22 protein-coding genes and 1 tRNA gene are annotated in these 24,380 nt (G+C 74.7%); 12 read left to right on the top strand and 11 right to left on the bottom strand.

The window, feature by feature from the left end; all coding sequences use genetic code 11:
• Nucleotides 1-25: 25 nt before the first annotated feature.
• Nucleotides 26-634 (top strand): GNAT family N-acetyltransferase, encoded by a 609-nt coding sequence (locus tag ACGFIZ_RS05695; protein ID WP_393416185.1) that lies wholly within the window; start codon nt 26-28, stop codon nt 632-634.
• A 25-nt stretch (nt 635-659) separates the two neighbouring features.
• Here the strand turns inward: ACGFIZ_RS05695 and ACGFIZ_RS05690 are convergent, their stop codons facing one another.
• Complete coding sequence (locus ACGFIZ_RS05690; protein ID WP_393416183.1) at nt 660-1,205, bottom strand: CGNR zinc finger domain-containing protein; 546 nt, start codon at nt 1,203-1,205, stop codon at nt 660-662.
• Between the two features lie 78 nt (nt 1,206-1,283).
• On the opposite strand from ACGFIZ_RS05690, the gene ACGFIZ_RS05685 reads away from it, so the two are divergent.
• Nucleotides 1,284-2,261, top strand: a complete 978-nt coding sequence (locus ACGFIZ_RS05685; protein ID WP_393416181.1) for a DMT family transporter — start codon at nt 1,284-1,286, stop codon at nt 2,259-2,261.
• Between the two features lie 345 nt (nt 2,262-2,606).
• On the opposite strand, the gene ACGFIZ_RS05680 is transcribed toward ACGFIZ_RS05685, so the two are convergent.
• Nucleotides 2,607-3,743: a hypothetical protein gene (locus ACGFIZ_RS05680; protein WP_393416179.1), complete on the bottom strand. Its 1,137-nt coding sequence runs from the start codon at nt 3,741-3,743 to the stop codon at nt 2,607-2,609.
• A 328-nt stretch (nt 3,744-4,071) separates the two neighbouring features.
• Nucleotides 4,072-4,683 carry a helix-turn-helix domain-containing protein gene (locus ACGFIZ_RS05675; protein ID WP_347669669.1) on the bottom strand — a complete coding sequence of 204 codons (612 nt, stop codon included), beginning with the start codon at nt 4,681-4,683 and terminating at the stop codon, nt 4,072-4,074.
• 489 nt (nt 4,684-5,172) lie between these two features.
• Between ACGFIZ_RS05675 and cysS the strand changes: the two genes are divergently transcribed.
• Together cysS and rlmB are read left to right on the top strand one after the other, a co-directional pair.
• Nucleotides 5,173-6,594 carry a cysteine--tRNA ligase gene (cysS, locus tag ACGFIZ_RS05670; protein ID WP_393416177.1) on the top strand — a complete coding sequence of 474 codons (1,422 nt, stop codon included), beginning with the start codon at nt 5,173-5,175 and terminating at the stop codon, nt 6,592-6,594.
• Nucleotides 6,594-7,727 (top strand): 23S rRNA (guanosine(2251)-2'-O)-methyltransferase RlmB, encoded by a 1,134-nt coding sequence (rlmB, locus tag ACGFIZ_RS05665; protein WP_393416175.1) that lies wholly within the window; start codon nt 6,594-6,596, stop codon nt 7,725-7,727. The genes cysS and rlmB overlap by 1 nt, the downstream gene beginning before the upstream one ends.
• 73 nt (nt 7,728-7,800) lie before the next feature.
• Here rlmB and ACGFIZ_RS05660 read toward each other — a convergent pair whose 3' ends face one another.
• Nucleotides 7,801-8,892 (bottom strand): ABC transporter ATP-binding protein, encoded by a 1,092-nt coding sequence (locus tag ACGFIZ_RS05660; protein ID WP_393416173.1) that lies wholly within the window; start codon nt 8,890-8,892, stop codon nt 7,801-7,803.
• A gap of 364 nt (nt 8,893-9,256) precedes the next feature.
• Between ACGFIZ_RS05660 and ACGFIZ_RS05655 the strand changes: the two genes are divergently transcribed.
• The 4 genes from ACGFIZ_RS05655 (at nt 9,257) to ACGFIZ_RS05640 (ending at nt 11,007) form a co-directional block, all read left to right on the top strand.
• A tRNA-Thr gene (locus ACGFIZ_RS05655) sits at nt 9,257-9,333 on the top strand.
• Nucleotides 9,334-9,610: 277 nt separating this feature from the next.
• Nucleotides 9,611-10,009, top strand: coding sequence for an AraC family transcriptional regulator (locus ACGFIZ_RS05650; protein ID WP_347669657.1), 399 nt, complete (start codon nt 9,611-9,613; stop codon nt 10,007-10,009).
• A 35-nt stretch (nt 10,010-10,044) separates the two neighbouring features.
• A complete protein-coding gene (locus tag ACGFIZ_RS05645; RefSeq protein WP_393416171.1) occupies nt 10,045-10,464 on the top strand; it encodes a VOC family protein in 420 nt (139 codons plus the stop codon).
• Between the two features lie 126 nt (nt 10,465-10,590).
• Nucleotides 10,591-11,007, top strand: a complete 417-nt coding sequence (locus ACGFIZ_RS05640; RefSeq protein ID WP_393416169.1) for an ASCH domain-containing protein — start codon at nt 10,591-10,593, stop codon at nt 11,005-11,007.
• Between the two features lie 132 nt (nt 11,008-11,139).
• Here the strand turns inward: ACGFIZ_RS05640 and ACGFIZ_RS05635 are convergent, their stop codons facing one another.
• Nucleotides 11,140-11,676: a hypothetical protein gene (locus tag ACGFIZ_RS05635; RefSeq protein WP_393416167.1), complete on the bottom strand. Its 537-nt coding sequence runs from the start codon at nt 11,674-11,676 to the stop codon at nt 11,140-11,142.
• Nucleotides 11,677-11,841: 165 nt separating this feature from the next.
• Here ACGFIZ_RS05635 and ACGFIZ_RS05630 point away from each other — a divergent pair, with 165 nt between their 5' ends.
• The gene (locus ACGFIZ_RS05630; protein ID WP_393416165.1) at nt 11,842-14,229 is read left to right on the top strand and encodes a M4 family metallopeptidase; all 2,388 of its coding nucleotides are present in this window, start codon (nt 11,842-11,844) and stop codon (nt 14,227-14,229) included.
• A gap of 126 nt (nt 14,230-14,355) precedes the next feature.
• Nucleotides 14,356-15,129: an enoyl-CoA hydratase/isomerase family protein gene (locus ACGFIZ_RS05625; protein WP_393416163.1), complete on the top strand. Its 774-nt coding sequence runs from the start codon at nt 14,356-14,358 to the stop codon at nt 15,127-15,129.
• 133 nt (nt 15,130-15,262) lie between these two features.
• On the opposite strand, the gene ACGFIZ_RS05620 is transcribed toward ACGFIZ_RS05625, so the two are convergent.
• The 3 genes from ACGFIZ_RS05620 to ACGFIZ_RS05610 all read right to left on the bottom strand — a co-directional run bounded on the left by ACGFIZ_RS05620 (nt 15,263) and on the right by ACGFIZ_RS05610 (nt 17,589).
• On the bottom strand, nt 15,263-15,418 hold the full coding sequence (locus ACGFIZ_RS05620) for a hypothetical protein (RefSeq protein WP_393416161.1): 156 nt from the start codon (nt 15,416-15,418) through the stop codon (nt 15,263-15,265).
• A gap of 157 nt (nt 15,419-15,575) precedes the next feature.
• Nucleotides 15,576-17,105 carry an FAD-dependent oxidoreductase gene (locus tag ACGFIZ_RS05615; RefSeq protein ID WP_393416159.1) on the bottom strand — a complete coding sequence of 510 codons (1,530 nt, stop codon included), beginning with the start codon at nt 17,103-17,105 and terminating at the stop codon, nt 15,576-15,578.
• A 4-nt stretch (nt 17,106-17,109) separates the two neighbouring features.
• On the bottom strand, nt 17,110-17,589 hold the full coding sequence (locus ACGFIZ_RS05610) for an MSMEG_6728 family protein (protein ID WP_393416157.1): 480 nt from the start codon (nt 17,587-17,589) through the stop codon (nt 17,110-17,112).
• Between the two features lie 84 nt (nt 17,590-17,673).
• Here ACGFIZ_RS05610 and ACGFIZ_RS05605 point away from each other — a divergent pair, with 84 nt between their 5' ends.
• The gene (locus ACGFIZ_RS05605) at nt 17,674-19,464 is read left to right on the top strand and encodes an NAD-binding protein (protein WP_393416155.1); all 1,791 of its coding nucleotides are present in this window, start codon (nt 17,674-17,676) and stop codon (nt 19,462-19,464) included.
• Nucleotides 19,465-19,516: 52 nt separating this feature from the next.
• Here ACGFIZ_RS05605 and ACGFIZ_RS05600 read toward each other — a convergent pair whose 3' ends face one another.
• On the bottom strand, nt 19,517-20,758 hold the full coding sequence (locus ACGFIZ_RS05600) for an APC family permease (RefSeq protein ID WP_393416153.1): 1,242 nt from the start codon (nt 20,756-20,758) through the stop codon (nt 19,517-19,519).
• A gap of 10 nt (nt 20,759-20,768) precedes the next feature.
• Nucleotides 20,769-21,530 (bottom strand): phosphatase PAP2 family protein, encoded by a 762-nt coding sequence (locus ACGFIZ_RS05595; RefSeq protein ID WP_393416151.1) that lies wholly within the window; start codon nt 21,528-21,530, stop codon nt 20,769-20,771.
• Nucleotides 21,531-21,619: 89 nt separating this feature from the next.
• Between ACGFIZ_RS05595 and ACGFIZ_RS05590 the strand changes: the two genes are divergently transcribed.
• Entirely contained in the window at nt 21,620-22,819 is a 1,200-nt protein-coding gene (locus tag ACGFIZ_RS05590) for a DUF4032 domain-containing protein (RefSeq protein ID WP_393416149.1), read from the top strand.
• A gap of 408 nt (nt 22,820-23,227) precedes the next feature.
• Here the strand turns inward: ACGFIZ_RS05590 and nagA are convergent, their stop codons facing one another.
• Complete coding sequence (gene nagA, locus ACGFIZ_RS05585; protein ID WP_393416147.1) at nt 23,228-24,337, bottom strand: N-acetylglucosamine-6-phosphate deacetylase; 1,110 nt, start codon at nt 24,335-24,337, stop codon at nt 23,228-23,230.
• Nucleotides 24,338-24,380 lie beyond the last annotated feature (43 nt).

Below are 24,380 nucleotides of genomic sequence, written 5' to 3'. Positions count from 1 at the left end.
GCCGGGTGCCGGCATCATCCACGCCATGGCTGGCATCGGGGAGAGCGGCGGGTTCGGGGCCGGGGCGAGCGTCCTGCTGGAGACCGACCGGCTGCGGCTGCGGCGGTTCGACCCAGCCGACGCCGACGCCCTGGTCGAGCTGGACTCGGACCCTGAGGTGATGCGGTTCCTGACCGGCGGCCGGCCGACCCCTGCCGAGGTGGTCCGGGCCGAGGTGCTGCCCCGGCTGCTACGCGGGTACGACCGCCACCCCGGGCTGGGCCGCTGGGCGGCCGTGGACCGCGCGGGTGGAGAGTTCCTCGGCTGGTTCGCCCTCGACGCGCCGACGGACGGCGACGGGACGCAGGCCGAGCTGGGCTACCGGCTGCGCCGGGCGGCGTGGGGGAGGGGCCTGGCCACGGAGGGGTCGCTGGCGCTGGTCCGGTACGCGTTCACCACCCTCGGCCTGCGGCGGGTCTGGGCGGAGACGATGGCGGTCAACGCCGCGTCCCGCCGGGTGATGGAGAAGGCCGGCCTGCGGTACGTGCGCACGTTCCACCTCGACTGGGACGATCCGATCGCGGGCACGGAGCACGGCGAGGTCGAGTACGAGCTGCTGCGCGCGGAGTGGACGGCCGGCGACCGGGGCCGGTAGGGCCGGTCCTGTCGCCGGTGCCCGGTCAGGAGCCCGCGGCGGCCTTGCGGGCGCGGTAGGCGGTGACGGCGGCGCGGTTGCCGCAGCCGGCGTCGCAGAACCGCCGGGACCGGTTCTTCGACAGGTCCACCAGCACGTTGTCACAGTCCGGATAGGCGCAGCGGCGCAGCCGACTCAGCTCACCGCTGCGAACGAGGTCGGCCATGGCCATCGCGGCCTCGACTGCCATCCGGGTGGCCAGCGGCGCGTCCCTCGGCACGGCGTGCAGGTGGTACGGCTCGTCGTCGTGCCGGATCAGTTGCGGCAGCGCCCCGGCCTCGCGGAGCAGACCGTTGACGATCGCCACGATCTCGTCGGTGTCGGCGTACCAGATCCGGCGCAGCCGGGGCCGCAGCTCCCGGACGGACCGCAGCTCCGCCTCGGTCTGCTCGTGCCGGCCGGTCCAGCCCTGCGCGGTGATGAACGCGCCCAGGGCGGCCACGTCCGGCAGCCCCTCCCCCTGGGCGCTTTCGGTGTTGACGAGGGCGGCGGACGCGATCAGCCCGCACTCGGTGTCATGAGCGAAGAGCAACTTGACTCCTGTCACTCGGCCGGCCTAGCGTCATCAGCATAAGACTACTTTGCTTGTGACGTACCCCGAGGAGAGTCGATGCGTCCACGACCCGCCGCCGGCGTCGGACTCGGCCTGGCGCTGTTGTCGGCCGTCACCTTCGCCACCTCGGGCACCTTCGCCCGGTCGCTGATCGAGGCAGGCTGGTCGGCGGAGGCGGCCGTCGTCGCCCGCGTCGGCGTCGCCGCCCTCGTGCTCGCGGTGCCGGCGGCGCTGGCCGTACGCGGCCGGCTGGGCGTGCTGCGCCGCAACCTGCTCCCCATCGGGGTCTTCGGGCTGCTCGGGGTCGCCGCGGCGCAGGCGTGCTTCTTCAACGCCGTGCGTTACCTCCCGGTCGGGGTGGCGCTGCTGCTGGAGTACCTGGGCATCGTGCTCGTGGTGGGCTGGATGTGGCTGGTCCACGGCCAGCGCCCGCGCGGGCTCACCGTCGCCGGCTCGGTGGCGGCGCTCGGTGGCCTCGTCGGGGTGCTGGACCTCACCGGCGCCGGCCGCCTCGACCCGATCGGCGTGCTCTGGGGGCTGGGCGCCGCCATCGGTCTGGCCGGATACTTCGTGATCGCCGGCCGGCTCGACGACGGACTGCCCTCGGTGACGATGGCCAGCGCCGGCATGGCCGTCGGCGCGGCCGTCCTGCTCCTACTCGACCTGGTCGGGGTGCTGCCGCTGCGGGCCGCCTTCGGCGACGTCACCTTCGCCGGGCAGCGCACCAGCTGGCTGGTCCCCGTCGCCGGCCTGGCACTGGTCGCCGCCGTGGTCGCGTACCTGGCGGGCATCGCCGGCACCCGGATCCTGGGTGCCCGGCTGTCGTCCTTCGTCGGGCTGACCGAGGTGATGTTCGCGGTGCTGATCGCCTGGCTGATGCTGGACGAGCTGCCGACCGCCGTGCAACTGCTCGGCGGGGCGCTCATCGTCGTGGGGGTCGCCGTGGTCCGGCTCGACGAGCTGCGCGCTGCGCGGGCCGCCGCCGACCGGCCAGCCGAGCGGCCCACCGAACCCGCACTCGCCACCGACCGCTGACCACCCCCGCGCCCCCTGTCCCTGGCGCCCGTCCCTGGTGCCCGCTCCCGCGGGGCGCGTGATGTCGGCGACGGGGCGGTAGCCGGGTGCGTGGGTCCGCGCGATGTCGGCGACATGGTGACGGTGTCGGGGTGGGGCCGGTGGGCGATGTGGCGGTGTCCGGGGTGCGTGGGGCCGGTGAGGCTGGGGCGGGTCCGCGCGATGTCGGCGATGTGGCGGTGTTCGGGGTGCGTGGGGCCGGTGAGGCTGGGGCGGGCCGCGCGATGTCGGCGATGTGGCGGTGTCAGGGTGCGTGGGTCTGCGCGATGTCGGCGACATAGTGGCGCTGAGGCCCTCTCCTGTGGGTCAGCGCCGCCAGCCACGGGCCACCAGCGCGGCGCGAACCTCCCGGACCAGGGCCGGGAAGTCCTGGTGGAGCCGGCGGCTGGTCGCGTGCAGTACCACCCAGCCCGCCCCGACGAGGTGGTTGAGCCGTTGCCGGTCGCGGTGCAGCTGGTCGGCGTCGGCGTGCCAGTGTCCGTCGTACTCGACGGCGACCTGGAAGCCGGGCCACGCCAGGTCGGGGTGCAGGACCAGCCCGGACGCCAGCGGCACCGGGTGCTGGGTGACCGGGCGGGGCAGGCCCGCGAGGACGAGCCGGACCCGCAGGTGCGACTCCGGTGGTGACTGGGCACCCCCGTCGGCGAGCCCGAACACCCACTGGGCGCGCCGGCCGCCCGGCCGGTCCGCGTTGTGGCCGGCAACCGCCGCCAGGGCCGCCCGGGTGGTGAGACCCCTGCCGAGCAGGCTGTCGACGATGGCCACCGCCTGCACCGGCTCCAGCCACACCGCCGTCTCCCACGCGGCCTGGGCCGGCTGGCTCCGCGGCAGCCTGCCAGCGTCATGGCTAGCCCTGCCCAGGCTGGCCGCGCCGGGGTCGGCGGCCGGGCCGGGCACGCGGAGGCCGGCCGGGCCGCAGTCGGTGGCGAGGCTGATCGCGCGAGTGCCCGGCGTGCCGGGGTAGAGCGACGCCTGACCCGGCTGGGCCGACAGGCCGCCCGCATCTGCGCCGTGGGTCGCCGTGCCTGCGCCGTGGGTCGCCGTGCCTGCGCCGTGGGTCGCCGTGCCTGCGCCGTGGGTCGCCGGGATCGGGAGGTCCGCGCCGAGCGTGTGCACGCGGATGCCGGGTTGGGAATCGACCCGCGCCGACCTCGGGATGAGCACGTGTACGTCGTCGGCGAAGGATGCCGCGTGCTCGATGCCGTGCAGCCAGGCCGCCGAGGGGCCGGCGAGCACCGCGTCGGGCGGCAGCCGCAGCATGGCGGCGCGACAGGCCAGCCCGTGGTCGCGGTGCAGGCGGACGTCGGCGTACACGTCATGGCGTACGCGCAGCCAGGACGCGCCGCGGAGCTGGTGTCGGGTGAGCAACCCGCGCCGGACGGCCTCCGAACCGCGGAAGACCTGCCACTCCAGTGCGCCGGGCCGGTGAGGTTGTGGGGGCATGTCCACAGCGTCACGGTCATCCGACCCATCGCGACACCCCTGTGGACAACCGCCGCACGCCACGCGCTGTCCCCCTGTGGACAACCGGCCCGATCGGGGCTCGATGTGGTAAGGGGCGACGCGATGTCGGCGACATGGTGGTATCCGGCAGCCGGTACAGCCCCATGTCGCCGACATGCCGGGCGGCCCCGCTGCCTGTGGCCGGGCGGCCCCGCTGCCTGCGGCCGGGCGGCCCCGCTGCCTGTGGCCGGGCGGCCCCGCTGCCTGCGGCCAGGGGCGGTCCTGCGCCTGCGGCCGGGCGGTCCTGCGCTTGTGACCGGGCGGTGGGTCAGGTTGCGAACGCCGCCGCTACGGCGGCGGCCGCCGCCAGCACCTGTTCGCCCACCACCTCCGGGTCCAGCGGCGCCAGCGCCACCACCCCGACGCTCGCCTCCAACCCCGGTACGCCGAGCACCGGCGCGGCCACCCCGTACGCCCCGGGCTGCAACTCGCCCGTGGTGCTCACCGGGCCAGCCGTGCCCGCCCGGCCGGCGAGGATGGCCCGTCCGGCCGCCCCCCGTTCCAGCGGGTGCCGCGTCCCCGTCCGGTACGCGACGTGGAACGACGTCCAGCTCGGCTCCACCACCGCCAGGGCGACCCCCTCGCCGCCCTCCACCACCGTCAGGTGCGCGGTCGCCCCGGCCTGCTCGGCCAGGCGGCGCAGGGCCGGCAGCGCCCCCTCGGCGAGCAGCGGCTGGGCCCGCCGGGCCAGGTGCAGCACTCCGGCGCCGAGGCGCAGCCGGCCGTCGGCGTCCCGCCGCACCATGCCGTGCCCGCTCAGCGCCCCGACCAACCGGTACACGGCGGCCCGGCCGATGCCCAGCCGGTGCGCCGCCTCGGTCACGGTCAGCCCGGCCGGCGCGTCGGCGACCAGGTGCAGCAGCCGCAGCCCCCGGTCCAGGGTCTGCGCCGTCTCGCCCCCGCGCGCCGTCTCGCCCCCGCGCGCCGTCTCGCCCCCGCGCGCCGTCTCGCCCCCGCGTGCCGTCTCGCCCCCGCGTGCCGTCTCGCCCCCGCGTGCCGTCTCGCCCCCGCGTGCTGGGTCGCCTCCGCGCGCCGTGTCGCCCCCGGGCGCTGTGTCGCCTCCGCGCGCCGTGTCGCCTCCGCGCGCCGTGTCGCCCCCGCGTGCTGTGTCGCCTCCGCGCGCCGTCTCGCCTCCGCGTGCTGTGTCGCCCCCGCGCGCCATGTCGCCTCCGCGCGCCGGCGCGTTCCCGGCGCCGTCCGTCCGCTCCACCGCCCGGGCCGTCCCGTCCGGCCGTCCCGCCTCGTCCACGAGGGGCAGCCTATGACCCGGCTCCGCCTCCGACCGTCCCGGTTCGCCGCGCGCCGCGGCGGGCGGCGTGCGGCCCAACTCGGAGCGACCCGGGGAAGCGCGGGCGGCTACCCTTGTACGGTGACGCTACGCCTGTATGACACCGCCACCCGATCGGTGCGGGACTTCGTCCCGCGGGAAGCCGGCAAGGTGGGGGTCTACCTGTGTGGCCTCACCCTCCAGGCGCCCCCGCACATCGGTCACCTTCGCTCCGGCGCCAACTACGACGTGCTGCGCCGCTGGTTGCTGGCCTCGGGCTTCGAGGTCACCTTCATCCGCAACCTCACCGACATCGACGACAAGATCCTGATCCGGGCGCTGGACCAGGGCCGCCCGTTCTGGTCGATCGCGTACGCCAACGAGCAGGCGCTGGACGCCGCGTACCGGGCGCTGAACGTGCTCCCGCCGACGTACGAGCCGCGGGCCACCGGGCACGTCCCGGAGATGCACGAGCTGATCGCGAAGCTGATCGACAGCGGGCACGCCTACCCGGCCACCGACGGCTCCGGCGACGTCTACTTCGACGTGGCCTCCTGGCCCGCGTACGGGTCGCTGTCGGGTCAGTCGCCGGACGCCATGCAGCCGGCCGACGACGCCCCGGAGCGGGGCAAGCGCGACCCGCGCGACTTCGCCCTCTGGAAGGGCGCCAAGCCCGACGAGCCGGCCGACGCGTACTGGCCCTCGCCGTGGGGGCGCGGACGCCCCGGCTGGCACATCGAGTGCTCGGCGATGTGCTGGCGCTACCTGGGCGCGGAGTTCGACATCCACGGCGGCGGGCTCGACCTGACCTTTCCGCACCACGAGAACGAGATCGCCCAGTCGCAGGCCGCCGGCCTGCCGTTCGCCCGCTACTGGGTGCACCACGGGCTGGTCAGCATCGCCGGCACCAAGATGGGCAAGTCGCTCGGCAACGCCCTCGACCTGGCGTACGTCGACTCGCTCGGGGTGCGCCCGGTGGAGCTGCGCTACTACTACGCCGCCGCGCACTACCGCTCCCGGATCGACTACTCCGAGGACGCGCTGCGCGAGGCCGGGGTGGCGTACCGGCGGATCGAGGGGTTCGTGCAGCGGGCCGCCGAGCGGGTCGGCACCGGGCAGCTCGGCACGCTGCCGCCCGGCTTCGTCGCCGCGATGGACGACGACCTCAACACCTCGGCGGCGCTCGCCGTGCTGCACGAGACGATCCGGGACGGCAACACCGCGCTGACCACCGGCGATGATGTGACGGTCCGCACCGCGCTCGCCGACGCCCGGGCGATGCTGGATATCCTCGGGCTCGACCCCCTCGACCCCCTCGACGCCGTCTGGACCGGCGGCCGGGCCGGCGACCTGCGCGACGCGGTGGACTCGCTGGTCGCGCTCGCCCTGGAGCAGCGCGCGCAGGCCCGGGCCCGCAAGGACTGGGCCGCCGCGGACGCCGTCCGCGACCAGCTCAAGCAGGCGGGTGTGGTGGTCGAGGACACCCCCCAGGGCCCCCGTTGGACTATTGGAGAGCAGGACTGATGGCCGGCAACTCGCAGCGCCGTGGCCGGCGACTGACGCCGAAGGCGGGCGCCCCCAAGGGCTCCGGTGGCAAGAACCGAGACGCCCTCGCGGGCCGCGGCAAGACGCTGCCGGCGGACGAGCGGCCCTGGCACAAGGCGTACTCGGGCACCGAGAAGCTGCCCCAGCGCACCGCCTGGAAGCAGGAGAAGGAGCGCCGGGCGGCGGCCGAGGAGGGGCGCGCCCCGAAGGTCGGCCAGCCGGGCAGCAAGGACACCACCTGGGGCAGGGGCGGCGGGCGCGGCGCTCCCGCCGCCGGTCGGGGCGGGGGCGCCGGCCGGGGCGGCAAGCCGACGGGCCGCACCGGCCCGCGGGTCGCACCGGGCCGCAAGTCCAACCCGGCCAAGGACAGCCCGGAGCTGCTCGTCGGGCGCAATCCGGTGCTGGAGGCGCTGCGCGCCCAGGTGCCGGCCACCGCGCTCTACACGGCCCAGGGCATCGACATCGATGACCGGGTCAAGGAGGCCATCCGCACCGCGGCCGACCGGGGCATCGCGATCCTGGAGGTCAGCCGGGCCGAGCTGGACCGGATGACCGGCGGGGTGCTGCACCAGGGCGTCGGCCTCCAGGTGCCGCCGTTCGGGTACGAGCCGTTCGAGGACATGGTGGCGGCCGCGCTGGAGCAGGCGTGCCCGCTGCTGGTCGCGCTGGACGGGGTGACCGACCCGCGCAACCTCGGCGCCGTGATCCGGTCCGCCGCCGCGTTCGGCGCGCAGGGTGTCTTCGTACCCGAGCGGCGGGCGGCCGGGATCACCGCGACCGCCTGGCGGACCAGCGCCGGCGCGGCGGCGCGGGTGCCCGTCGCCCAGGTCACCAACCTGACCCGGTCGCTGAAGGCATGCCGGGAGGCCGGCTTCATGATCGTCGGGCTGGACGCCGACGGCGGCACCGACCTGTACGACCTGGAGGCGGCGGTCGGCCCGCTGGTCGTCGTGGTGGGCTCCGAGGGGCGCGGGCTGTCCCGGCTGGTCGGGGAGACCTGCGACCTGACCGTGCGCATTCCGATGGTCTCCGACGTGGAGTCGCTCAACGCCAGTGTCGCCGCCGCCGTCACCCTCGCCGAGGTGGCCCGCCGGCGCGCCGCGGAGGCGTGACCCGGCCGCGTCATCCGCGTACGACGAAAGGGGCGGCCCGCCGGTCGGCGGGCCGCCCCTTTTCCGGCGTACGTCAGATCCGGTTGCCGGTGCCGGCGTGGAAGACGTGGGTACGGTCGGCGCGCGGTTTGACGAACACGGTGTCGCCCATGTTCGGCATGTTGCGCCGGTCGGTGCGGACCACGAACCGCTCGTTCTGGCCCTCCAGCGCGGCGTGGCCGTAGATGTTGGCGTCCGAGCCGAGGTCCTCGACCAGCTCGACCACGACCGGCATGCCGCCCTCGGTCGGGCTGACCAGGTCGCAGTCCTCCGGGCGGAAGCCGACGGTCACCTTGCCGTTGGCGCCCTCGGCGCGGGCCGCCTCGGCCTGCTCCCGGGTCAGCGGGATGACCAGCTCGGCGAACTCGGCGCCGTTGTCGGTCAGCGGCACGGTCTTGATGTTCATGGCGGGGGAGCCCATGAAGCCGGCGACGAAGACGTTGGCCGGGGTGTCGTAGAGGGCCCGCGGGGTGTCCACCTGCTGGAGGTTGCCGTCGAGCATGACCGCCACGCGGTGACCCATCGTCATGGCCTCGACCTGGTCGTGGGTGACGTAGACCGTGGTGATGCCCAGCTTGGCCTGCAGCGACGCGATCTGGGTACGGGTCTGCACGCGGAGCTTGGCGTCGAGGTTCGACAGCGGCTCGTCCATGAGGAAGACCTGCGGCTCGCGGACGATGGCCCGGCCCATGGCGACCCGCTGACGCTGACCGCCGGAGAGGGCCTTCGGCTTGCGGTTGAGGAAGTCCTCCAGCTGGAGCAGGCCGGCCGCCTCCTTGACCCGCCGGTCGATCTCGTCCTTCGGGGTCTTGCGCAGCTTGAGGGCGAACGCCATGTTCTCGTACACCGACATGTGCGGGTAGAGGGCGTAGTTCTGGAAGACCATCGCGATGTCGCGGGCCTTCGGCGGCAGGTGGGTGACGTCCCGGTCGTCGATGTAGATCGCGCCGTCGTCGACGTCCTCCAGGCCGGCGAGCATGCGCAGGCTGGTGGACTTGCCGCAACCGGAGGGACCGACCAGGACGAGGAACTCCCCGTCGCCGATCTCGAGGTCGAGCTGGTTCACTGCGGGACGCTCGGTGCCCGGGTAGATCCGGGACGCCTTCGCGTAGGTGACCGTGGCCATGCTGGAACGCTTCCTTTCACCGGCAGGAACGTGCCGGACGATCCGAGTGAAGGAGCGACCGGCGTCGTGCGACGCCGGCCTTCCGGGCGACGACCAGGCCAACCTGACGGCGACCTGGTGTCATCCGTGCCACTGCACGGTAAACGGCTTTCCGTGACCTGCCAAGACGGGGAGCATGGGGTGGGACGGACGGCATGCGCATTCCGGTCACTCGGGCACAGGCAGGCATCAATCTCCGCGGAGACCGGTCCGCCTGCCGACGAATGGCCGGCAACGGGTCGGCAAAACGGCGTTTTCCGTGCTCGGAGGGCCTGCCGAGGCGGATCTTCCGGCCTGCGTCGCTTATGCTGGCCACGAACGACGCGCCCCTGTAGCTCAGCTGGCCAGAGCACTCGCCTTGTAAGCGAGATGTCGCCGGTTCGATCCCGGCCGGGGGCTCCAACTCCATCGGGCTCTCCGGGACGGGTGGGTGCCGACCGGGAGCCGGCGGTTGACAGCGACGCTGACAGCCACCGGCTCACGGCAGCCGCCCGGCCCGCTGCCGTTCCCGACGTTCGGGGAGTTCGGTGATCCTTGTCGCTGCTCACCCGGGATGCGTGGAACCTCCAGGGGCTGGGGGGCGGTGCGGAGGCGGGTCTCGCGCCTTCGACAGCAGTCCGATCCACGTCGTCCAGCACCTGTGACGGCTCGTATCCTGTCCAGGTACGAAGGGGTGGGCGTGAGTCGGGCGGTGGAGGAGTCCAACCGGGCGATGCTGCGTGCCCGCGACGCCATGGACCGGGCGTACGCCCAACCTCTGGACATCCCCGCGCTGGCCCGGATAGCGCACGTCTCCGAGGCGCACTTCATCCGTACCTTCCGCGCCACGTTCGGCGAGACCCCGCACCGTTACCTCCAGCGGCGCCGGGTCGAGCGGGCGATGTACCTGCTGACGCGGACCGACCGGGACGTCACCGACGTCTGCTTCGCCGTGGGCTTCGGCAGCCTCGGCACCTTCAGCCGAACGTTCCGGCAGATCGTCGGTGAGTCTCCGACGGAGTACCGCCGGCGCAAGGTCCCGGCGAACGTGCCGTCGTGCTTCGTGAAGGCGTGGATGAGACCGAGCAGTTTTGGATAAGCGGCAGGTCAGGCCGGTGCCATAGCGTTCCGGGCATGACGATGAACGCGATCAGCCGCTCCCAGATCTACGTGCTCGACCAGGACGAGGCCCTCGACTTCTACGTGGGCAAGCTCGGCATGGAGGTCAACACCGACGTCGACCTCGGCTTCATGCGTTGGCTCACGGTCAACCTGCCCGGCGACCCGGAGCGCGAGGTCCTGCTGGAGAAGCCCGGGCCGCCGGCCCTCGACCCGGCCACCGCCGAGCAGGTCCGGGAGCTGCTCACCAAGGGCGCGCTGGGCGGCCACCTCTTCATGACCACGGGCGACGCCCACAAGACGTACGAGGAGTTGGTGGCGAAGGGCGTGGAGTGCTACGACGAGCCGACCGAGCGGCCGTACGGCATCGACTTCGGCATCCGGGACCCGTTCGGCAACAAGATCCGTATCGGCCAGATGTTCCCGCGGGCCTGAGGGGCCCGCCGCCGCGGGCCTGAGGGGCCCGCCGCCGCGGGCCTGAGGGGCCCGCGGCGGCACGGCAACGAGGGATCGGGGAGGCGCGGGCTACCATCGCGCCTCCCCGATCCGTGCGAGGTGACGATGACGCCCGACCTGCCGACGACCTACTTCGCCTTCCCGGGGCCGCTGCGCGACCAACTGGTCGCGGCCGTGCTCTCCGGGGCCAAGACCTCCACCACCGGCCTGCTGGCCGACTACGAGCGGGACGGCGAGCCGCTGTCGGCGGTCGGCGACCGCTCGGTGGTGGTCGACTCCGCCGACCGCCCGGTCGCGGTGATCGAGGTGACGGACGTGCGCGTGGTCCGGCTCAGCGACGTCGATCTCGACCACGCGCGCGACGAGGGCGAGGGGTACGACTCGGTCGCCGCCTGGCGGGCCGGCCACGAGGAGTACTGGCACGGCCCCGACTACCGCGGCTACCTCGGCGACCCGGAGTTCACGGTGGACGACGACATGCTGGCGGTCGCCGTGCGGTTCCGGCTAGTGCGGCGGCTCTGACAGGTCGCGAGGCGGGCCCCCGGGCTCCGGTCGATCGGCGGCTCCGGCCGACCGCCGGTCAGCCGGCCGTCGTCGTCGGCCGGGCCGGTCGGTGTGCCTCCGCGACGGCGGATCTTTGCTGAGCGGCTTCGATCACTGGGCGGCTTCGAGGATGAGGGCGGCCAGCGCCGACGCGGCCTCGGGCGGGGTGCCCGCCGGCGCGCAGTCGAGCCAGTTCACCGTGGTCGCGCCGATGGTGAGGCGATAGGCGAAGGCGTCGGCGCAGTGGCCGTCCGGTTCGGGGCTGGCGGCGCTCCGTAGCGTGGGGTCGGCGGCGAGCCTCCGCAGCCGGTCGAGGTCGGCCGCGCCCAGTCGGCCGCTGCTCCGGGCGCCGGTGTGGTCCACGGCCGTCCACCGGCCGTCCCGCTCCACGGTGACCGTGTGGTGCTGTCCGGCGATGCCGCCCGAACGGCGGAGGGTGACCCGGACGGCGGCGGCGGAGGGGGTGCCCGCCGGCGCGGTCGCGGTGGGCGTTCCGGCGTCGGGCGGGGCCGGTGCGCTGGTGGCGGCGGGCGACGCGGCGGCCGCCGAAGGCGGCGGTGCGGGTGGGTCGGGCTGCTTCGTCGAACACCCGCTCAGCGCCACGAACAGCACGGCGATCGGGGCCAGGCGCGCGGGGAAGGGTCTCATGCCGGTCGGACGTGTCCGGACTCCGTGTGGTTCCTCACCTGCGGTCCCTCCCCCGAACGGCCAGTGTTGGGATCGGGAATCGGCTGCCCCCTTCTCTTTTCCCTAATGCATAGCTATATCTACATGTGTGACTACCCTCGTCACGCATTCATTGCAGGAGGGCACGTGAAGAAATCCCTCGCAGCCGTCGGCGTAGCGCTGCTGACCGGCGGCCTGCTGACCGGCGCCACAACCGCGCAGGCAGCACCCACCGCCGCGGCCCCGGACTCCTCGCCCGCCACCCGCGCCGAGTCGATCCTCCGCAGCAACCCCGGCGCCGTCCAAGGCGCCAGCGGAGAGGCGTACCAGGCCGTCCGCACGAAGGTGGACGCCGACGGCGCGGCGCACACCAAGTACACCCGGACCTACCACGGGCTGCGTGTCTACGGTGGTGACTTCGTCATCCACACCGCGGCGAACGGCGCGTACGCCGGGTCCTCGGTGGGCCTCGCGGCCCCGCTGGCCCTCAGCGTGACCCCGAAGGTCTCCTCCGCGAAGGCCAAGGAGGCCGCCCGCCAGGAGTTTTCCGGTTCGCTCACCGAGGTGGGTGCTCCCGAGCTCTTCGTCGACGCCAGTTCCGGCAAGGGGCGGCTGGCCTGGGAGACCGTCGCCTCCGGCTGGCAGGCCGACAAGCAGACGCCGTCGCGCCTGCACGTCATCACCGACGCGGTCACCGGCAAGGTCATCGGCTCCTACGACGAGATCGAGTCGGTCGCCGGCACCGGCAACAGCATCTACTCCGGCACCGTCACCGTCGACACGACGCTCTCCGGCAGCACGTACCAGATGGTCGACCCGTCGCACGGCAACGGCACGACCTGCGACATGAACAACGGCACGTCGACCTGCACCACGTTCACCGACGCCGACAACGTCTGGGGCAACGGCACCAACTCCAACCGGCAGTCGGCCGGCGTCGACGCCCACTTCGGCGCCGCCAAGACGTTCGACTACTTCAAGCTCGTGCACGGCCGCAACGGCATCTTCGGCGACGGCCGGGGCGTACCGAGCCGGGTGCACTACGGCAACAACTACGTCAACGCCTTCTGGGACGGCTCCCGGATGACCTACGGTGACGGTGCGAGCAACGCCCGCCCGCTGGTCGCCCTCGACGTGGCCGGCCACGAGATGGCCCACGGCGTCACCGAGGCGCTCTCCGGCCTGGTCTACTCCGGCGAGGCCGGCGGCCTCAACGAGGCCACCAGCGACATCTTCGGCACCGCGGTCGAGTTCTACGCCAACACCACCGCCGACCCGGGCGACTACCAGATGGGTGAGAAGATCAACATCAACGGCGACGGCACCCCGCTGCGCTACATGTACAACCCCGGCCTGGACGGCGCGTCGCACACCTGCTGGTCGACCAACACCAAGAACGTCGACGTGCACTACTCCTCCGGCCCGGGCAACCACTTCTTCTTCAACCTCGCCGAGGGCACCGGCTCCACCGCGTACGGCACCTCGCCGCTCTGCGGCTCCGCCCCGGCGGTGACCGGCATCGGCCGGACCAAGGCGGAGAAGATCTGGTACCGCGCGCTCGACGTGTACTTCACCTCCAGCACGTCGTACGTCAACACCACCAACCCGGCCAACACCGCCCGGGCGTACACCCTGCGCGCGGCGACCGACCTGTACGGCACCTGCTCCACGGAGTACAAGACCGTCCAGGCGGCGTGGACCGCGGTGAACGTGGCCGGCAACGACGCGCCCTGCTCGACCGGCAACGACTTCTCCGTGACGCTGTCGCCGACCGACGGCTCGGTGAACCCGGGCAGCGCCGTCTCCACCACCGTGTCGACCGCGACCACCAGCGGCTCCGCCCAGACCGTGACGTTCTCCGCGTCCGGCCTGCCGAGCGGCGCGTCCGCGTCGTTCAACCCGGCCTCGGTCACCTCGGGCGGCTCGTCCACCCTGACCATCAGCACCTCGGCCAGCACCGCGCCCGGCACCTACACCGTCACGGTCACCGGCGCGGCCACCTCGGGCAACCGCACGGCGACGTACACGCTGACCGTCAACGGCACCGGCGGCTGCACCAGCCCGGGCCAGAAGCTCGGCAACCCCGGCTTCGAGTCCGGCAACACGGTCTGGACGGCCAGCTCCGGCGTCATCGGCCAGAACGGCAGCGGTGGTCAGCCGCCGCGCACCGGCACCTGGAACGCCTGGATGGACGGCTACGGCACCAGCCACACCGACACGCTCTCCCAGTCCGTGAGCCTGCCGGCCGGCTGCGCCTCGTACAACTTCAGCTTCTGGCTGCACATCGACTCGGCCGAGAGCACCACGACCACGGCGTACGACACGCTGCGGGTGCAGGTGCTCAACTCGTCCGGGACGGTGCTGGCGACCCTGGCCACGTACTCGAACCTGAACAAGGCCACCGGGTACAGCCAGAAGTCGTTCTCCCTGGCCGCGTACGCGGGCCAGACCGTCACCCTGAAGTTCACCGGCACGGAGGACGTCTCGCTGCAGACCTCCTTCGTCGTGGACGACACGGCGGTCAACGTCTCCTGACGTAGCCGGACCGCCGGCGGGCCCGGCGGCCACCCCACACGGGTGGTCGCCGGGCCCGCGCCGTTATGGTCGCCGCACCGGGTCGGCGCGCTCCCGAGCGCCGGGATCGGGCGAGGCGAGGGGGCGGTGACGGTGCCGGACGCGGAGCTGACCGTGGCGACGGCCGGGCCGGTGGACAGGATCGTGATCTCCAATCCGGGGCGGCGCAACGCCATGACCCCGGCGATGTGGCGGCGGCTGCCGGTGCTGCTGGACCGGCTGGAGGCGGACGAGCGGGTCCGCGTCCTGGTGCTTGCCGGCGCCGGCGGCACCTTCTGCGCCGGCGCGGACCTCGGGAACCTCGACGAGCTGCTGAACGCCGGGGACGCCAGCATCGCCGTCGCCGCCGAGGAGCGGCTCGCCGCGTTCGACCGGCCGACCGTGGCCGCGATCGAGGGCGCCTGCGTCGGGGGCGGCTGCCAGCTCGCGGTGGCCTGCGACCTGCGGATCGCCGCCGCCGACGCGCGGTTCGGCGTGCCGCCGGCGCGCCTGGGCGTGGTGTACCCCGCGCCGACCACCCGGCGGCTGACCCGCCTGGTCGGCCCGTCCGCCGCGAAGCACCTGCTCTTCACCGCCGAGCTGATCGACGCCGAGCGGGCGCTGCGGATCGGCCTGGTCGACGAGGTGCTGCCGCCCGACGGGCTCACCGCGCGAACGGACGCGCTGACGGCCACGATCGCGGAGCGCTCCCGGCTCACGATCGCCGCGGCCAAGGAGATCGTCGACGACCGGGCCGGCCCGGCCCGCGTCGCCTGGTGGCACCGGAAGGCGCGGGAGAGCGGGGAGGCCCGCGAAGGGGTGGCGGCGGCCAACGAGCGCCGGCCCCCCGTGTTCCGCTGGACCCCGCCCACCGCCGGCTGATGTCCACCGCCGGCTGACGCCCGGGCGCCGCTCGCGGTGGGTGGGGCCGTGGAGGTACGCCCCGGAGGGGCCGACGGGTGCCGCGCCGGGGCGTACCCCGATGCGGCCCCCCGATGCCCGCCGGCCCCGCTCGTCACCGCGCGGCGGACGACGCCCAGCTCGGTACGACCGGCTCGTGCCGCAGCGGCATGCCCGCCTCGGCCGGCGTCAGGTCGCCCTTGCGCTGGTTGCAGCCGTAGCAGGCGGCGTGCGGGCACGCGTCAGTCGGGCCACCCGCCCCGGAGACCAACGGATCGGCAACCGTCGACGGGTAGCCTCGACGACACGCTGGTGACGTGCGACAACGGCATGACCTGCTCCCGGCGTACTGGTTGACCTTGCGCGATCACGGTAGGTCGGCGGGCGCGCGGCGGGCAACGCATTTCGATCCGCCGCCGCGCGCCGGGTCAGCGCCGGGCGAGCAGGCCGCGGGGGCGGATCGAGCGGACCGGCTCGGCCGCCGCGCCCGCGGCCCGCAGGATGTGGTTCGCGGCGACGATCCCGGTGGCCGCCGCCCGCTCCATCAGCGCGCTCGGGAAGTCCGTCCGGATGCCGTCGCCAGCCAGGTACAGCCCGGCGGCGTCGGTGCGTACCGCCGGCCGCCCGGCGTGGCTGCCCGGGGCGAACGCCGGGGCCTGGGCGGCCACCCGGGCCCGCAGCTCCCGGACCCGCAGCCGGGCCGCCTCCGGCCAGAGCGCGGCCAGCTCGCGCCACATCCGCCGCGCCAGCTCCCCGGCCGGCACGCCCGGCTCGCAGGCGTACGCGTGCAGCTCGACCACGGAGCCGCCGACGCGCTCCGCCCAGCGGCGAGGCTCGCGCTCCAGCCGGTGGTAGAGGGTCACCGAGTCCAGCGTCGGCTGCCGGGACACCCCGCTGAACACCGCCCGGCCGGGGCCGACGTCCCCGTCGCACCAGTATCGCGCCACCGCGTACGGCGGGCCGGGCGCGCCGAACGACGGCATCCGCGCCGCCAGCCCCGGTGCCGCCCGGGCGAGGCCGGGGGAGTTCGCGACGAGCGCCGCGAGCGCGGGCGGGTCGACGGCGAGCACCAGGTGCCCGGCCGCGTACGCGGCGCCGTCGGCCGTGGTCACCCGCCAGCCGTCCGGGCCCGGGTCCACCCGGCCGGCGGCGGCCCCGGTGACCACCCGCCCGCCGCACCCCTCCACGTACCGGGCCAGCGGCCGCCAGATCGCGCTCGCGTAGTCCTCGTCCGGGCAGTCGAAGGCCAGCCCCTCCGGGTTGCCGAGCAGGTAGAAGTGGAACTGGGCGACCAGCTCGGCGGCCGACATCTCCGCCTCGTGGTTGAAGAACGAGTGCGCGAAGACCTCGAAGAGCATCGCGCGGGCCCGATCCGGCAGCCGCAAGGAGTCGAGCAGCTCCTCCGCGGTGCTGGTGTCCAGCTCCGCGTACGTGCGTACCGGGTCGTAGGCGAGCAGCGACAGCGCGGCGTCCCGGTCCATCGCGCGCAGGTCGGCCAGGCGCACGCTGGGGCTGCCCAGCAGCAGGGCGAGCAGGTTCGCCGGCGGGGCCGGCGGCAGCCGGCCGAACTCCTCGGCGGGCCACCGCGCCGACAGGACGGGGTAGCCGGGGACCGGCCGGAGGAAGCCCAGCGACGGGTCGACCCGGCGCAGGATCGAGCGCCAGTTGTAGTACTGCCGGAAGAACGCGTGGAAGCCGTGCTCGACCGCCTGCGGTGTGCCGTCGGCCAGCGTCTCCGGCCACGCGCCCAGCCGGCCGCCGAGCGTCGCAGCCGCCTCCAGCACCGTCACGCCCACCCCCCGCTCGGCGAGCACCACGGCCGCCGACATGCCGGCGATCCCGCCGCCGACGACCAGGGCCGCGACCGGTTCCGGCACGCGGGGGGCGCCACCGCCGCCCGGGTCCACCACATGCTGTCGTACGCCCAGGAGGCGCCCGACCAGCCGCGACACGTCCATCCGCTCAGGCCGCGCAGCGGCGGGGGCGGTCCGAGGGCGGCCAGACGTACTCCAGGTCGGGCGGGACGCCGCCGAACAGGGGCCCGTAGTGCTCGGGGTCCTTGCGTAGCAGCGAGGAGCGGTGGCTGCGGTGCAGGTCCTCCCGACCCAGCCAGGGCGGCAGCTCGCCGGCCTCGGCCAGCTCCGGCTGGGTGCGTACCGTGCCGACGCCGCAGGCGGCGGCGAGGTCGGTGGCCAGCGTCGCCGCGCAGGTGTCGGCCCGGCCGGGCTCGCACCAGACCGCGCAGACGTCCAGGCCGTACCGGACCAGCGCCTCCTCGTACCCGGCCCACATCTTGACCGCCGGGTGGTTGCGCCAGCCGTACGTCGGCCAGGTCAGCCCGCGCAGCACCTGGATCGTCTCCACCCGCTGCTTGCCGAGCCGCTTCTGGTCCAGCGTCCGGGCGCTCGCCAGGAAGTCCGGGTACGGCAGGAACGTCTGCATGCCACCGTTCTACCCGCCGGTGCACCCCGCGCGTTCATGATCACGGGGCTGCGCCGGATTCCGCCCGCTGACTACGATTCGGCCATGGGGGAGCCGCTGCGGGACCGGGCGCGCCGCGCGACGGGTTGGCGGCTACGGATGAACGGGGAGCACCGCCCCCACTACGTCGTCTGCGGCTCGGATCCCCTGGCGTACTGGGTGGTGCGGGCGCTGCTCGCCACCGAGCTGGAGTCCGGCCGCGTACGGATCACACTGGTGGTGCCGGAGCGCCGCCGCTCCGACGGGCCGGACGGCCGGGACGTCGACGGCATCCAGGTCGTCCGCGCCGACCGGCTCGACGAGGCGACGTTCCGGCGGGCCGGGCTGGCCGGCGCCGACGGGCTGGCCCTGCTGCACCAGGACGACGTGGGCAACATGCACGCCGCGCTGTGCGCCCAGGAGGTCGAGCCCCGGCTGCGCCTGGTGGTACGGATGTTCAACACCAGCCTGGCCAACGGGGTGCGGCAGCTCTTCCCCGACTCGGCGGTGCTCTCCGACGCGTCGATGGCCGCCCCCGCGTTCGTGGCCGCCGCGCTCGGCGAGGTGGCCCCGACCCACTTCCGGCACGGCGGGCGCACCCTGTACGTGGCCCGCCGCGCCGACGTACGCCCGCAGGACGTGGTGTGCGGGGTGGCCGACACCAGCGACCCGGCCCGCGCCCGGGTGCTGCCCGCCGACGAGGCGAGCGCCGACGTGGTGCTCGCCGAGGCGACCGGCCAGCCGCCCGGCACCGAGCTGGCGGCCCGCCGGCTCGCCCGGGCCCGGCGCCGCCGCCGGCCGGTCGCCGTGCTGCTGCGGGCGGTCCGCAGCTTTGCGACCCGCAAGATCGGGATCGCCGTGCTCGTGCTGCTCGGGGTCATCGCCGTGCTGGGCTGGCTCAACGCCCGGGCCGCGCGGGTCGGCTGGGCCGACGCGCTCTACCTCACCCTGGTCACCACGCTCACCGGCGAGGACCCGAACGTCGACAAGCCGGTCGCCGCGCAGGTCATGCAGGTGGTGCTCAACCTGGCCGGGCTGGCCCTGATCCCGCTGATCACCGCCGCGGTGGTCGACGGCATCGTCAACGCCCGGCTGGCCCTGCACACCGGCCGGCTCCAGCCGCACCGGTCCGGGCACATCGTGGTGGTCGGCCTCGGCAACATCGGCACCCGGGTGATGGCCCAGCTGCACGACTTCGGCGTCGAGGTGGTGGCCATCGACAAGAACCCGGAGGCCCGCGGCGCCTCGCTGGCGCACCGGCTCGGCGTGCCGCTGGTGGTCGGCGACGCGGCGCTGGAGCAGACCCTGCGGTCCGCCTCCGTGGAGACCTGCCAGGCCCTGGTCGTGGTCTCCACCGACGACGGGGTCAACCTCCGCGCGGCGCTGAACGCCCGGGGGTTCGACCCGGACCTGCGGGTGGTGCTGCGCCTGTTCGACGGCGACTTCGCCGAGCGCGTCCAGAAGGCGTTCGGCATCGGCATCTCGCGCAGCGTGTCGTACCTGGCCGCGCCCTCGTTCGCCGCCGCGCTGCTGGACCGGGCCGTGATCGCCACGATCCCGGTGGGCCGGCACGCGCTGCTGGTCACGGAGGTGCCGGTGGCCGCCGGGTCGCCGCTGGACGGCCGCCCGCTCGCCAGCGTGGCCCACCCCGGCGAGGTACGCCTGCTCGCGCACGCCCGCCCCGGGCAGAAGGCGGACTGGTCCGCCGACCCGCGCCTGGTGATCACCGCGGGGGACCGGCTGACCGTGCTGGCCCGCCGGGCCGGGCTGACCGCGCTGCTGCGCCAGACCACCCCGCCCCCGGCGCCCCATCAGCCCGAGGCCCCGGGCGCGCCCCTGCCCCGGGCGGGCGAGTAGTCGGCGGGCGGCCGGACGGCGCCGGCGGCCCCGGGGCGGCGGCACCACCCGGTCAGCGGCCGAGGCGGTGACGCAGCGCGTACCAGGCGGCGCCGAGGGCGAGCACGCCGAGGCCGGCGAGGACGCTGGCCGCCGGCAGGCTGACCGCGAGCGTCACGCAGCCGACCAGCCCCAGCGCGGCGAGCAGCCGTACGGGCAGCTTCCGGTCCGGGTCCCGGCCCAGGGTGAGCGCCGCCGCGTTGGTGATCGCGTAGTAGACCAGCACCGTGCAGCTGGAGAAGCCGATCGCCCCGCGTACGTCGCCGGCGGCGACCACCAGCGTCACCACCGCGGCCACCGCCAGCTCCGCCCGGCGCGGCACCCGGTGGACGGCGTCGACGGCGGCCAGCGCGTGCGGCACGTCCCGGCGGCGGGCCATCGCCAGCAGCGTCCGGCCGACCCCGGCGAGCAGGGAGAGCAGCACCCCGGTCACCGCGACGGTCGCCCCGGCGCGGACCACCCAGGCCAGGCCGGGCAGCCCGGCGGCGGTCACCACGTCGGCCAGCGGCGCGGCCGACCCGGCCAGCCGGTCGGCCCCGAGCACGCCGAGCGCGACCACCGCCAGCACCAGGTAGATCGCGAGCACGATGCCGAGGGCCAGCGGCACCGCGCGGGGGATGGTGCGCCCCGGTTCGCGCACCTCCTCGCCGAGGGTGGCGATCCGGGCGTACCCGGCGAACGCGAAGAACAGCAGCCCGGCGGCGGCGAGCACGCCGTGCGCCCCGCCACCGGGGCCGCCGAGCCGGGCCGGGGCGAACCCGCCGCCGACGATCCCGGTGGCCGCGACCAGGGCGAGCACGGCCAGCACCACGCCGACCAGGACCTTGGTGGCCGTCGCGGTCTTGCCGATGCCGCGCAGGTTCACCGCGGTTACGGCGACCACCGCGACCACCGCGACGAGCCGGGCCCGCCCCGGCCAGAGGTACGCCCCGATCGTCAGCGCCATCGCCGCGCAGCTCGCGGTCTTGCCGACCACGAACCCCCAGCCGGCGAGGAAGCCGGCGAACGGGCCGAGCCGTTCCCGGCCGTAGACGTACGTGCCGCCGGACTCGGGGTAGCGGGCCGCCAGCCGGGCCGAGCTGGTCGCGTTGCAGAAGGCGACGAACCCGGCGACGGCGAGCGCGACGAGCAGCCCGGACCCGCCGGCCGCGGCGGCCGCCGGCGCGAAGACCACGAAGACGCCCGCGCCGAGCATCGACCCCAGACCGACGACCACCGCATCGGGTACGCCCAACCGCCGCGCCAACCGTTCCACGACGCGGACCCTAGGGGGTCGAGGTGAACAACGCGAGACGGTCGGGGCTGTCGAACCGTGCCGGCAGCGGCAGGTCGTCCCAGGGCACCCGGCGCAGCACCCGGCTGATCAGGAGGCCGAGCAGCAGCCCGGCCACCGAGTCGGTGAGCCAGTGCCAGCCCAGGTACGTGGTGGTGCAGAGCACGACGACCGGCGGGACCAGCCGGACCACGGTGACCAGCCGGGGCGGCACGGTCCGGTCGAAGCTGCGCAGCAGCGGGGCCAGCAGCAGCGCGATCACCGTGTACCAGACGATTGCGTTGGCGACATGCCCCGACGGATACGACTGCGCGTACTTCAGCGGCAGTTCGTGCTGGAACAGCGGCAGGGTCTGCTCGGGGGTCAGGAAGGGGTCCTTGGTGCTGGCGCTGGGCGCCGGCCGGGCGGTCCACACCTTGAGCGGGCCGATGGTCAGGTAGTTCAGCACGAACGCGCACACCGGTGGCAGCACCGGCAGCACCGACCGCACCCGGACGGCCAGCAGCACGCCCGCGCCCAGCGCGATCAACGTCAGGGGGCTGCCCTGGCCCAGGTAGTTGAGGACCACCGCCGTCCACTCGGCCGGCGCCGGCCGGTGCGCATCCGCCCAGTCGGCCACCGCCCGGTCGACGCCGAGGAGCCGGTCGGCGGCGAGCGCGGCCGTGAGCCCGGCCAGGGCGGCGAGCAGCAGCGCGTCGAACCACCAGCCGGCCGGGCGCACCGGCCGCAGCCGTACGGTCCTGGTCTTCTGCACGCGCCCACGGTACCGGCCCGCCCGGGGACGGGCTGTGGGGCGAGCCACGATGGGAGGCGCTCAGCGGAACCAGCGGTCATGCTTGTCGCGTGCGGATCACCTCTGCCCTCGTGGACCCGGCGCTCCTCGACCTGCCCTGGTCGACCCCGCTGGAGGAGTGGCCTGCCGAGCACCTGGTGGCGTTGCCGCAGGGCATCTCCCGGCACATCGTCCGGTTCGTCCGCCTCGGCGGCTACGTGTACGCGGTGAAGGAGACCGGCGAGCGGGTCGCCGAGCGGGAGTACGACCTGCTCCGTGCGCTGGAGCGGATCGACTTCCCCGCGGTGGAGGCGGTGGCCATCGTCGCCGACCGGCAGACCGAGGACGGCGAGCCGCTCGACCCGGTGCTGATCACCCGGCACCTGCAGTTCTCCCTGCCGTACCGGGCGCTGTTCTCCCGTACGCTGCGCCCGGAGACCATGGGCCGGCTGCTGGACGCGCTGGCGGCGCTGCTCGTCCGGATGCACCTGACCGGCTTCTTCTGGGGCGACTGCTCGCTGTCCAACACGCTGTTCCGGCGGGACGCCGGCGCGTTCGCCGCGTACCTCGTCGACGCCGAGACCGGCGCGCTGCGCGCCTCCCTCTCCAACGGTCAGCGGGGCGAGGACCTGGAGATCGCCCGGGTCAACATCTTCGGCGAGGCGCTCGACCTCGAGGCCGCCGGTCTGCTGCACGAGTCGATCGACCCGGAGATGGTGTGCGAGGAGGTCGTGCAGCGGTACGAGCGGCTCTGGCACGAGGTCACGTACGAGCAGCAGGTCGAGCGGGACGCCCGGCACGACATCGAGCGCCGGATCCGCCGCCTCAACGAGTTGGGCTTCGACGTGGCCGAGGTGTCCATGTCGACCATCTCCGACGGCCGGTACCTGGTCCGGCCGAAGGTGGTCGACGCCGGCTACCACACCCGCCGGCTGCTCCGCCTCACCGGCCTCGACGCCGAGGAGAACCAGGCCCGCAAGCTCCTCAACGACCTGGACGCCTACCGGGCCGAGAGCGACCTCAGCGACGAGCAGCAGGCGGCGCACCGCTGGCTGACCGAGGTCTTCGAGCCGGTGGTCCGGGCGGTGCCGGCACACCTGCGCCGCAAGCTGGAGCCGCAGGAGCTGTTCACCCAGATCATCGAACACAAGTGGCTGCTGTCGGAGAAGGCCGGCCGGGACGTCGGCATGGCCCCGGCGGTGCAGTCGTACCTGTCCGACGTGCTGGTGCACCGCCCGGACGAGCAGGCCGTCCTCGGCGTCGAGGTGTAGCCCGCCGGCTGACCCCGGGTCGAGGCCCGGTCGTGGCGGCGGCGCCGGCGTCGGCCGGTTCGGCGGGTGGGGTCGGGTGCCCGTCGGGGCGCCTGTGGAGCTGCCCGCACGAACGGGGCACGCCGCGGCCGGTGCCGGGGCCCAGTGCCCGAGGCCGGGGGCGGGCTCGTGCCCCGAGCCCGAGCCCGAGCCCGAGCCCGAGCCCGAGCCGGGGCCGGGGGCCGGGGGCCGGGGGCCGGGGGCCGGGGGCCGGGGGCCGGGGGCCGGGGGCCGGGGGCCGGGGGCCGGGGGCCGGGGGTCGGGGGTCGGGAGGGTCGGGGCGGGCGCACGGGTGGGGCAGCTCCACAGGCGCCGGCTACCTCACCGTATCCCCCCTGTGGAGCTGATGACGCCGACGCATCGGCGCGGTCACTCCACCCAGGCGCCGCCGCGCATCACCCGGACCACGTTCAGGTCGTCGTCGAGCACGACCAGGTCGGCGCGGAGCCCGGCCTGGAGCGCGCCGACCCGGTCGCCGAGGCCGATCGCCCGGGCCGGGGTGGTGGCCACCATCCGGCAGGCGTCGGCCATGGGGATGCCGGCCCGCACGGCGTGCCGGAGGGCCGCGTCCATGGTGAGCGTGCTGCCGGCGATCGCGCCGTCGCGGGCGAGGCGGGCCACCCCGTCGGCCACGGTGACGGCCTGGCCGCCCAGCTCGTACTCGCCGTCGGGCATCCCGGCCGCGGCCATCGCGTCGGTGATCAGAGCTGCCCGCTCCGGCCCGGCCGTCGAGGTGGCGAAGGCGAGCATCCCGTCGTGCAGGTGCACCCCGTCCGCCACCAGTTCGCACACCACGTTCGGGGCGTCCAGCAGGGCGACCACCGGCCCGGGCTCGCGGTGGTGCACCGGGCGCATGCCGTTGAACAGGTGGGTGCCGACGCTCGCGCCGGCGGCCACGGCGGCGCGGGTCTGGTCGTACGTGGCGTCGGTGTGCCCGACCGCGGCGACCACGCGGTGGGCGGTGAGCAGCTTGATCGCCTCCAGCGCGCCGTCCCGCTCGGGGGCCAGGGTGACCATCCGGACGGCGCCCTCGCCCAGCTCGATCAGCGCGGCCAGTTCCTCGGTGGACGGGTCGCGCAGGAACTCCGGGTTCTGTGCCCCGCAGCGGGCGGCGGACAGGTACGGCCCCTCGAAGTGGACGCCGGCCAGCAGCCCCTCGGCGACCAGCGGCCGGAACGCCGCCGTGGCGTCGCGCATCAGCTCGAACGGCGAGCTGACCAGGCTGGCCAGCAGCGTGGTGGTGCCGTGCCGCAGGTGGAACGCCGCCGCCGCGCGGGCGGAGTCGGCGTCGCCCGTGGTGAAGGTGTGCCCGCCGCCGCCGTGGGTGTGCATGTCCACGAAACCGGGCACGATCCAGTGGCCGTCGCGCGCCGCCGGGTACTCCGCGACCGCGGTGATCCGGTCGTCCTGCAACTCCACGCAGCCCTGCCGGAGCACGCCGGTCGGGGTCACCACCTTGCCGCTCACCCGCAGGGTCATCAGCGTCTCCAGAGTGTCGAGGTCGGTCGGGGGCGGGGGATCG

Source organism: Micromonospora sp. NPDC048830, assembly GCF_043198215.1.
Classification (GTDB): domain Bacteria; phylum Actinomycetota; class Actinomycetes; order Mycobacteriales; family Micromonosporaceae; genus Micromonospora.
The sequence above is the reverse complement of the archived record's forward strand: the minus strand, read 5'-3'. Positions and strand labels throughout refer to the sequence as shown.

What these genes read in the sequence shown, in the direction of transcription:
- ACGFIZ_RS05605 (WP_393416155.1), top strand. Translation starts at nt 17,674, where the DNA reads ATGGGGGAGCCGCTGCGGGACCGGGCGCGCCGCGCGACGGGTTGGCGG.
- ACGFIZ_RS05615 (WP_393416159.1), bottom strand. Translation starts at nt 17,105, where the DNA reads ATGGACGTGTCGCGGCTGGTCGGGCGCCTCCTGGGCGTACGACAGCAT.
- rlmB (WP_393416175.1), top strand. Translation starts at nt 6,594, where the DNA reads ATGGCCGGCAACTCGCAGCGCCGTGGCCGGCGACTGACGCCGAAGGCG.
- ACGFIZ_RS05695 (WP_393416185.1), top strand. Translation starts at nt 26, where the DNA reads ATGGCTGGCATCGGGGAGAGCGGCGGGTTCGGGGCCGGGGCGAGCGTC.
- ACGFIZ_RS05645 (WP_393416171.1), top strand. Translation starts at nt 10,045, where the DNA reads ATGACGATGAACGCGATCAGCCGCTCCCAGATCTACGTGCTCGACCAG.
- ACGFIZ_RS05660 (WP_393416173.1), bottom strand. Translation starts at nt 8,892, where the DNA reads ATGGCCACGGTCACCTACGCGAAGGCGTCCCGGATCTACCCGGGCACC.
- ACGFIZ_RS05635 (WP_393416167.1), bottom strand. Translation starts at nt 11,676, where the DNA reads ATGAGACCCTTCCCCGCGCGCCTGGCCCCGATCGCCGTGCTGTTCGTG.
- nagA (WP_393416147.1), bottom strand. Translation starts at nt 24,337, where the DNA reads ATGACCCTGCGGGTGAGCGGCAAGGTGGTGACCCCGACCGGCGTGCTC.
- ACGFIZ_RS05680 (WP_393416179.1), bottom strand. Translation starts at nt 3,743, where the DNA reads ATGCCCCCACAACCTCACCGGCCCGGCGCACTGGAGTGGCAGGTCTTC.
- ACGFIZ_RS05610 (WP_393416157.1), bottom strand. Translation starts at nt 17,589, where the DNA reads ATGCAGACGTTCCTGCCGTACCCGGACTTCCTGGCGAGCGCCCGGACG.
- ACGFIZ_RS05640 (WP_393416169.1), top strand. Translation starts at nt 10,591, where the DNA reads ATGACGCCCGACCTGCCGACGACCTACTTCGCCTTCCCGGGGCCGCTG.
- ACGFIZ_RS05685 (WP_393416181.1), top strand. Translation starts at nt 1,284, where the DNA reads ATGCGTCCACGACCCGCCGCCGGCGTCGGACTCGGCCTGGCGCTGTTG.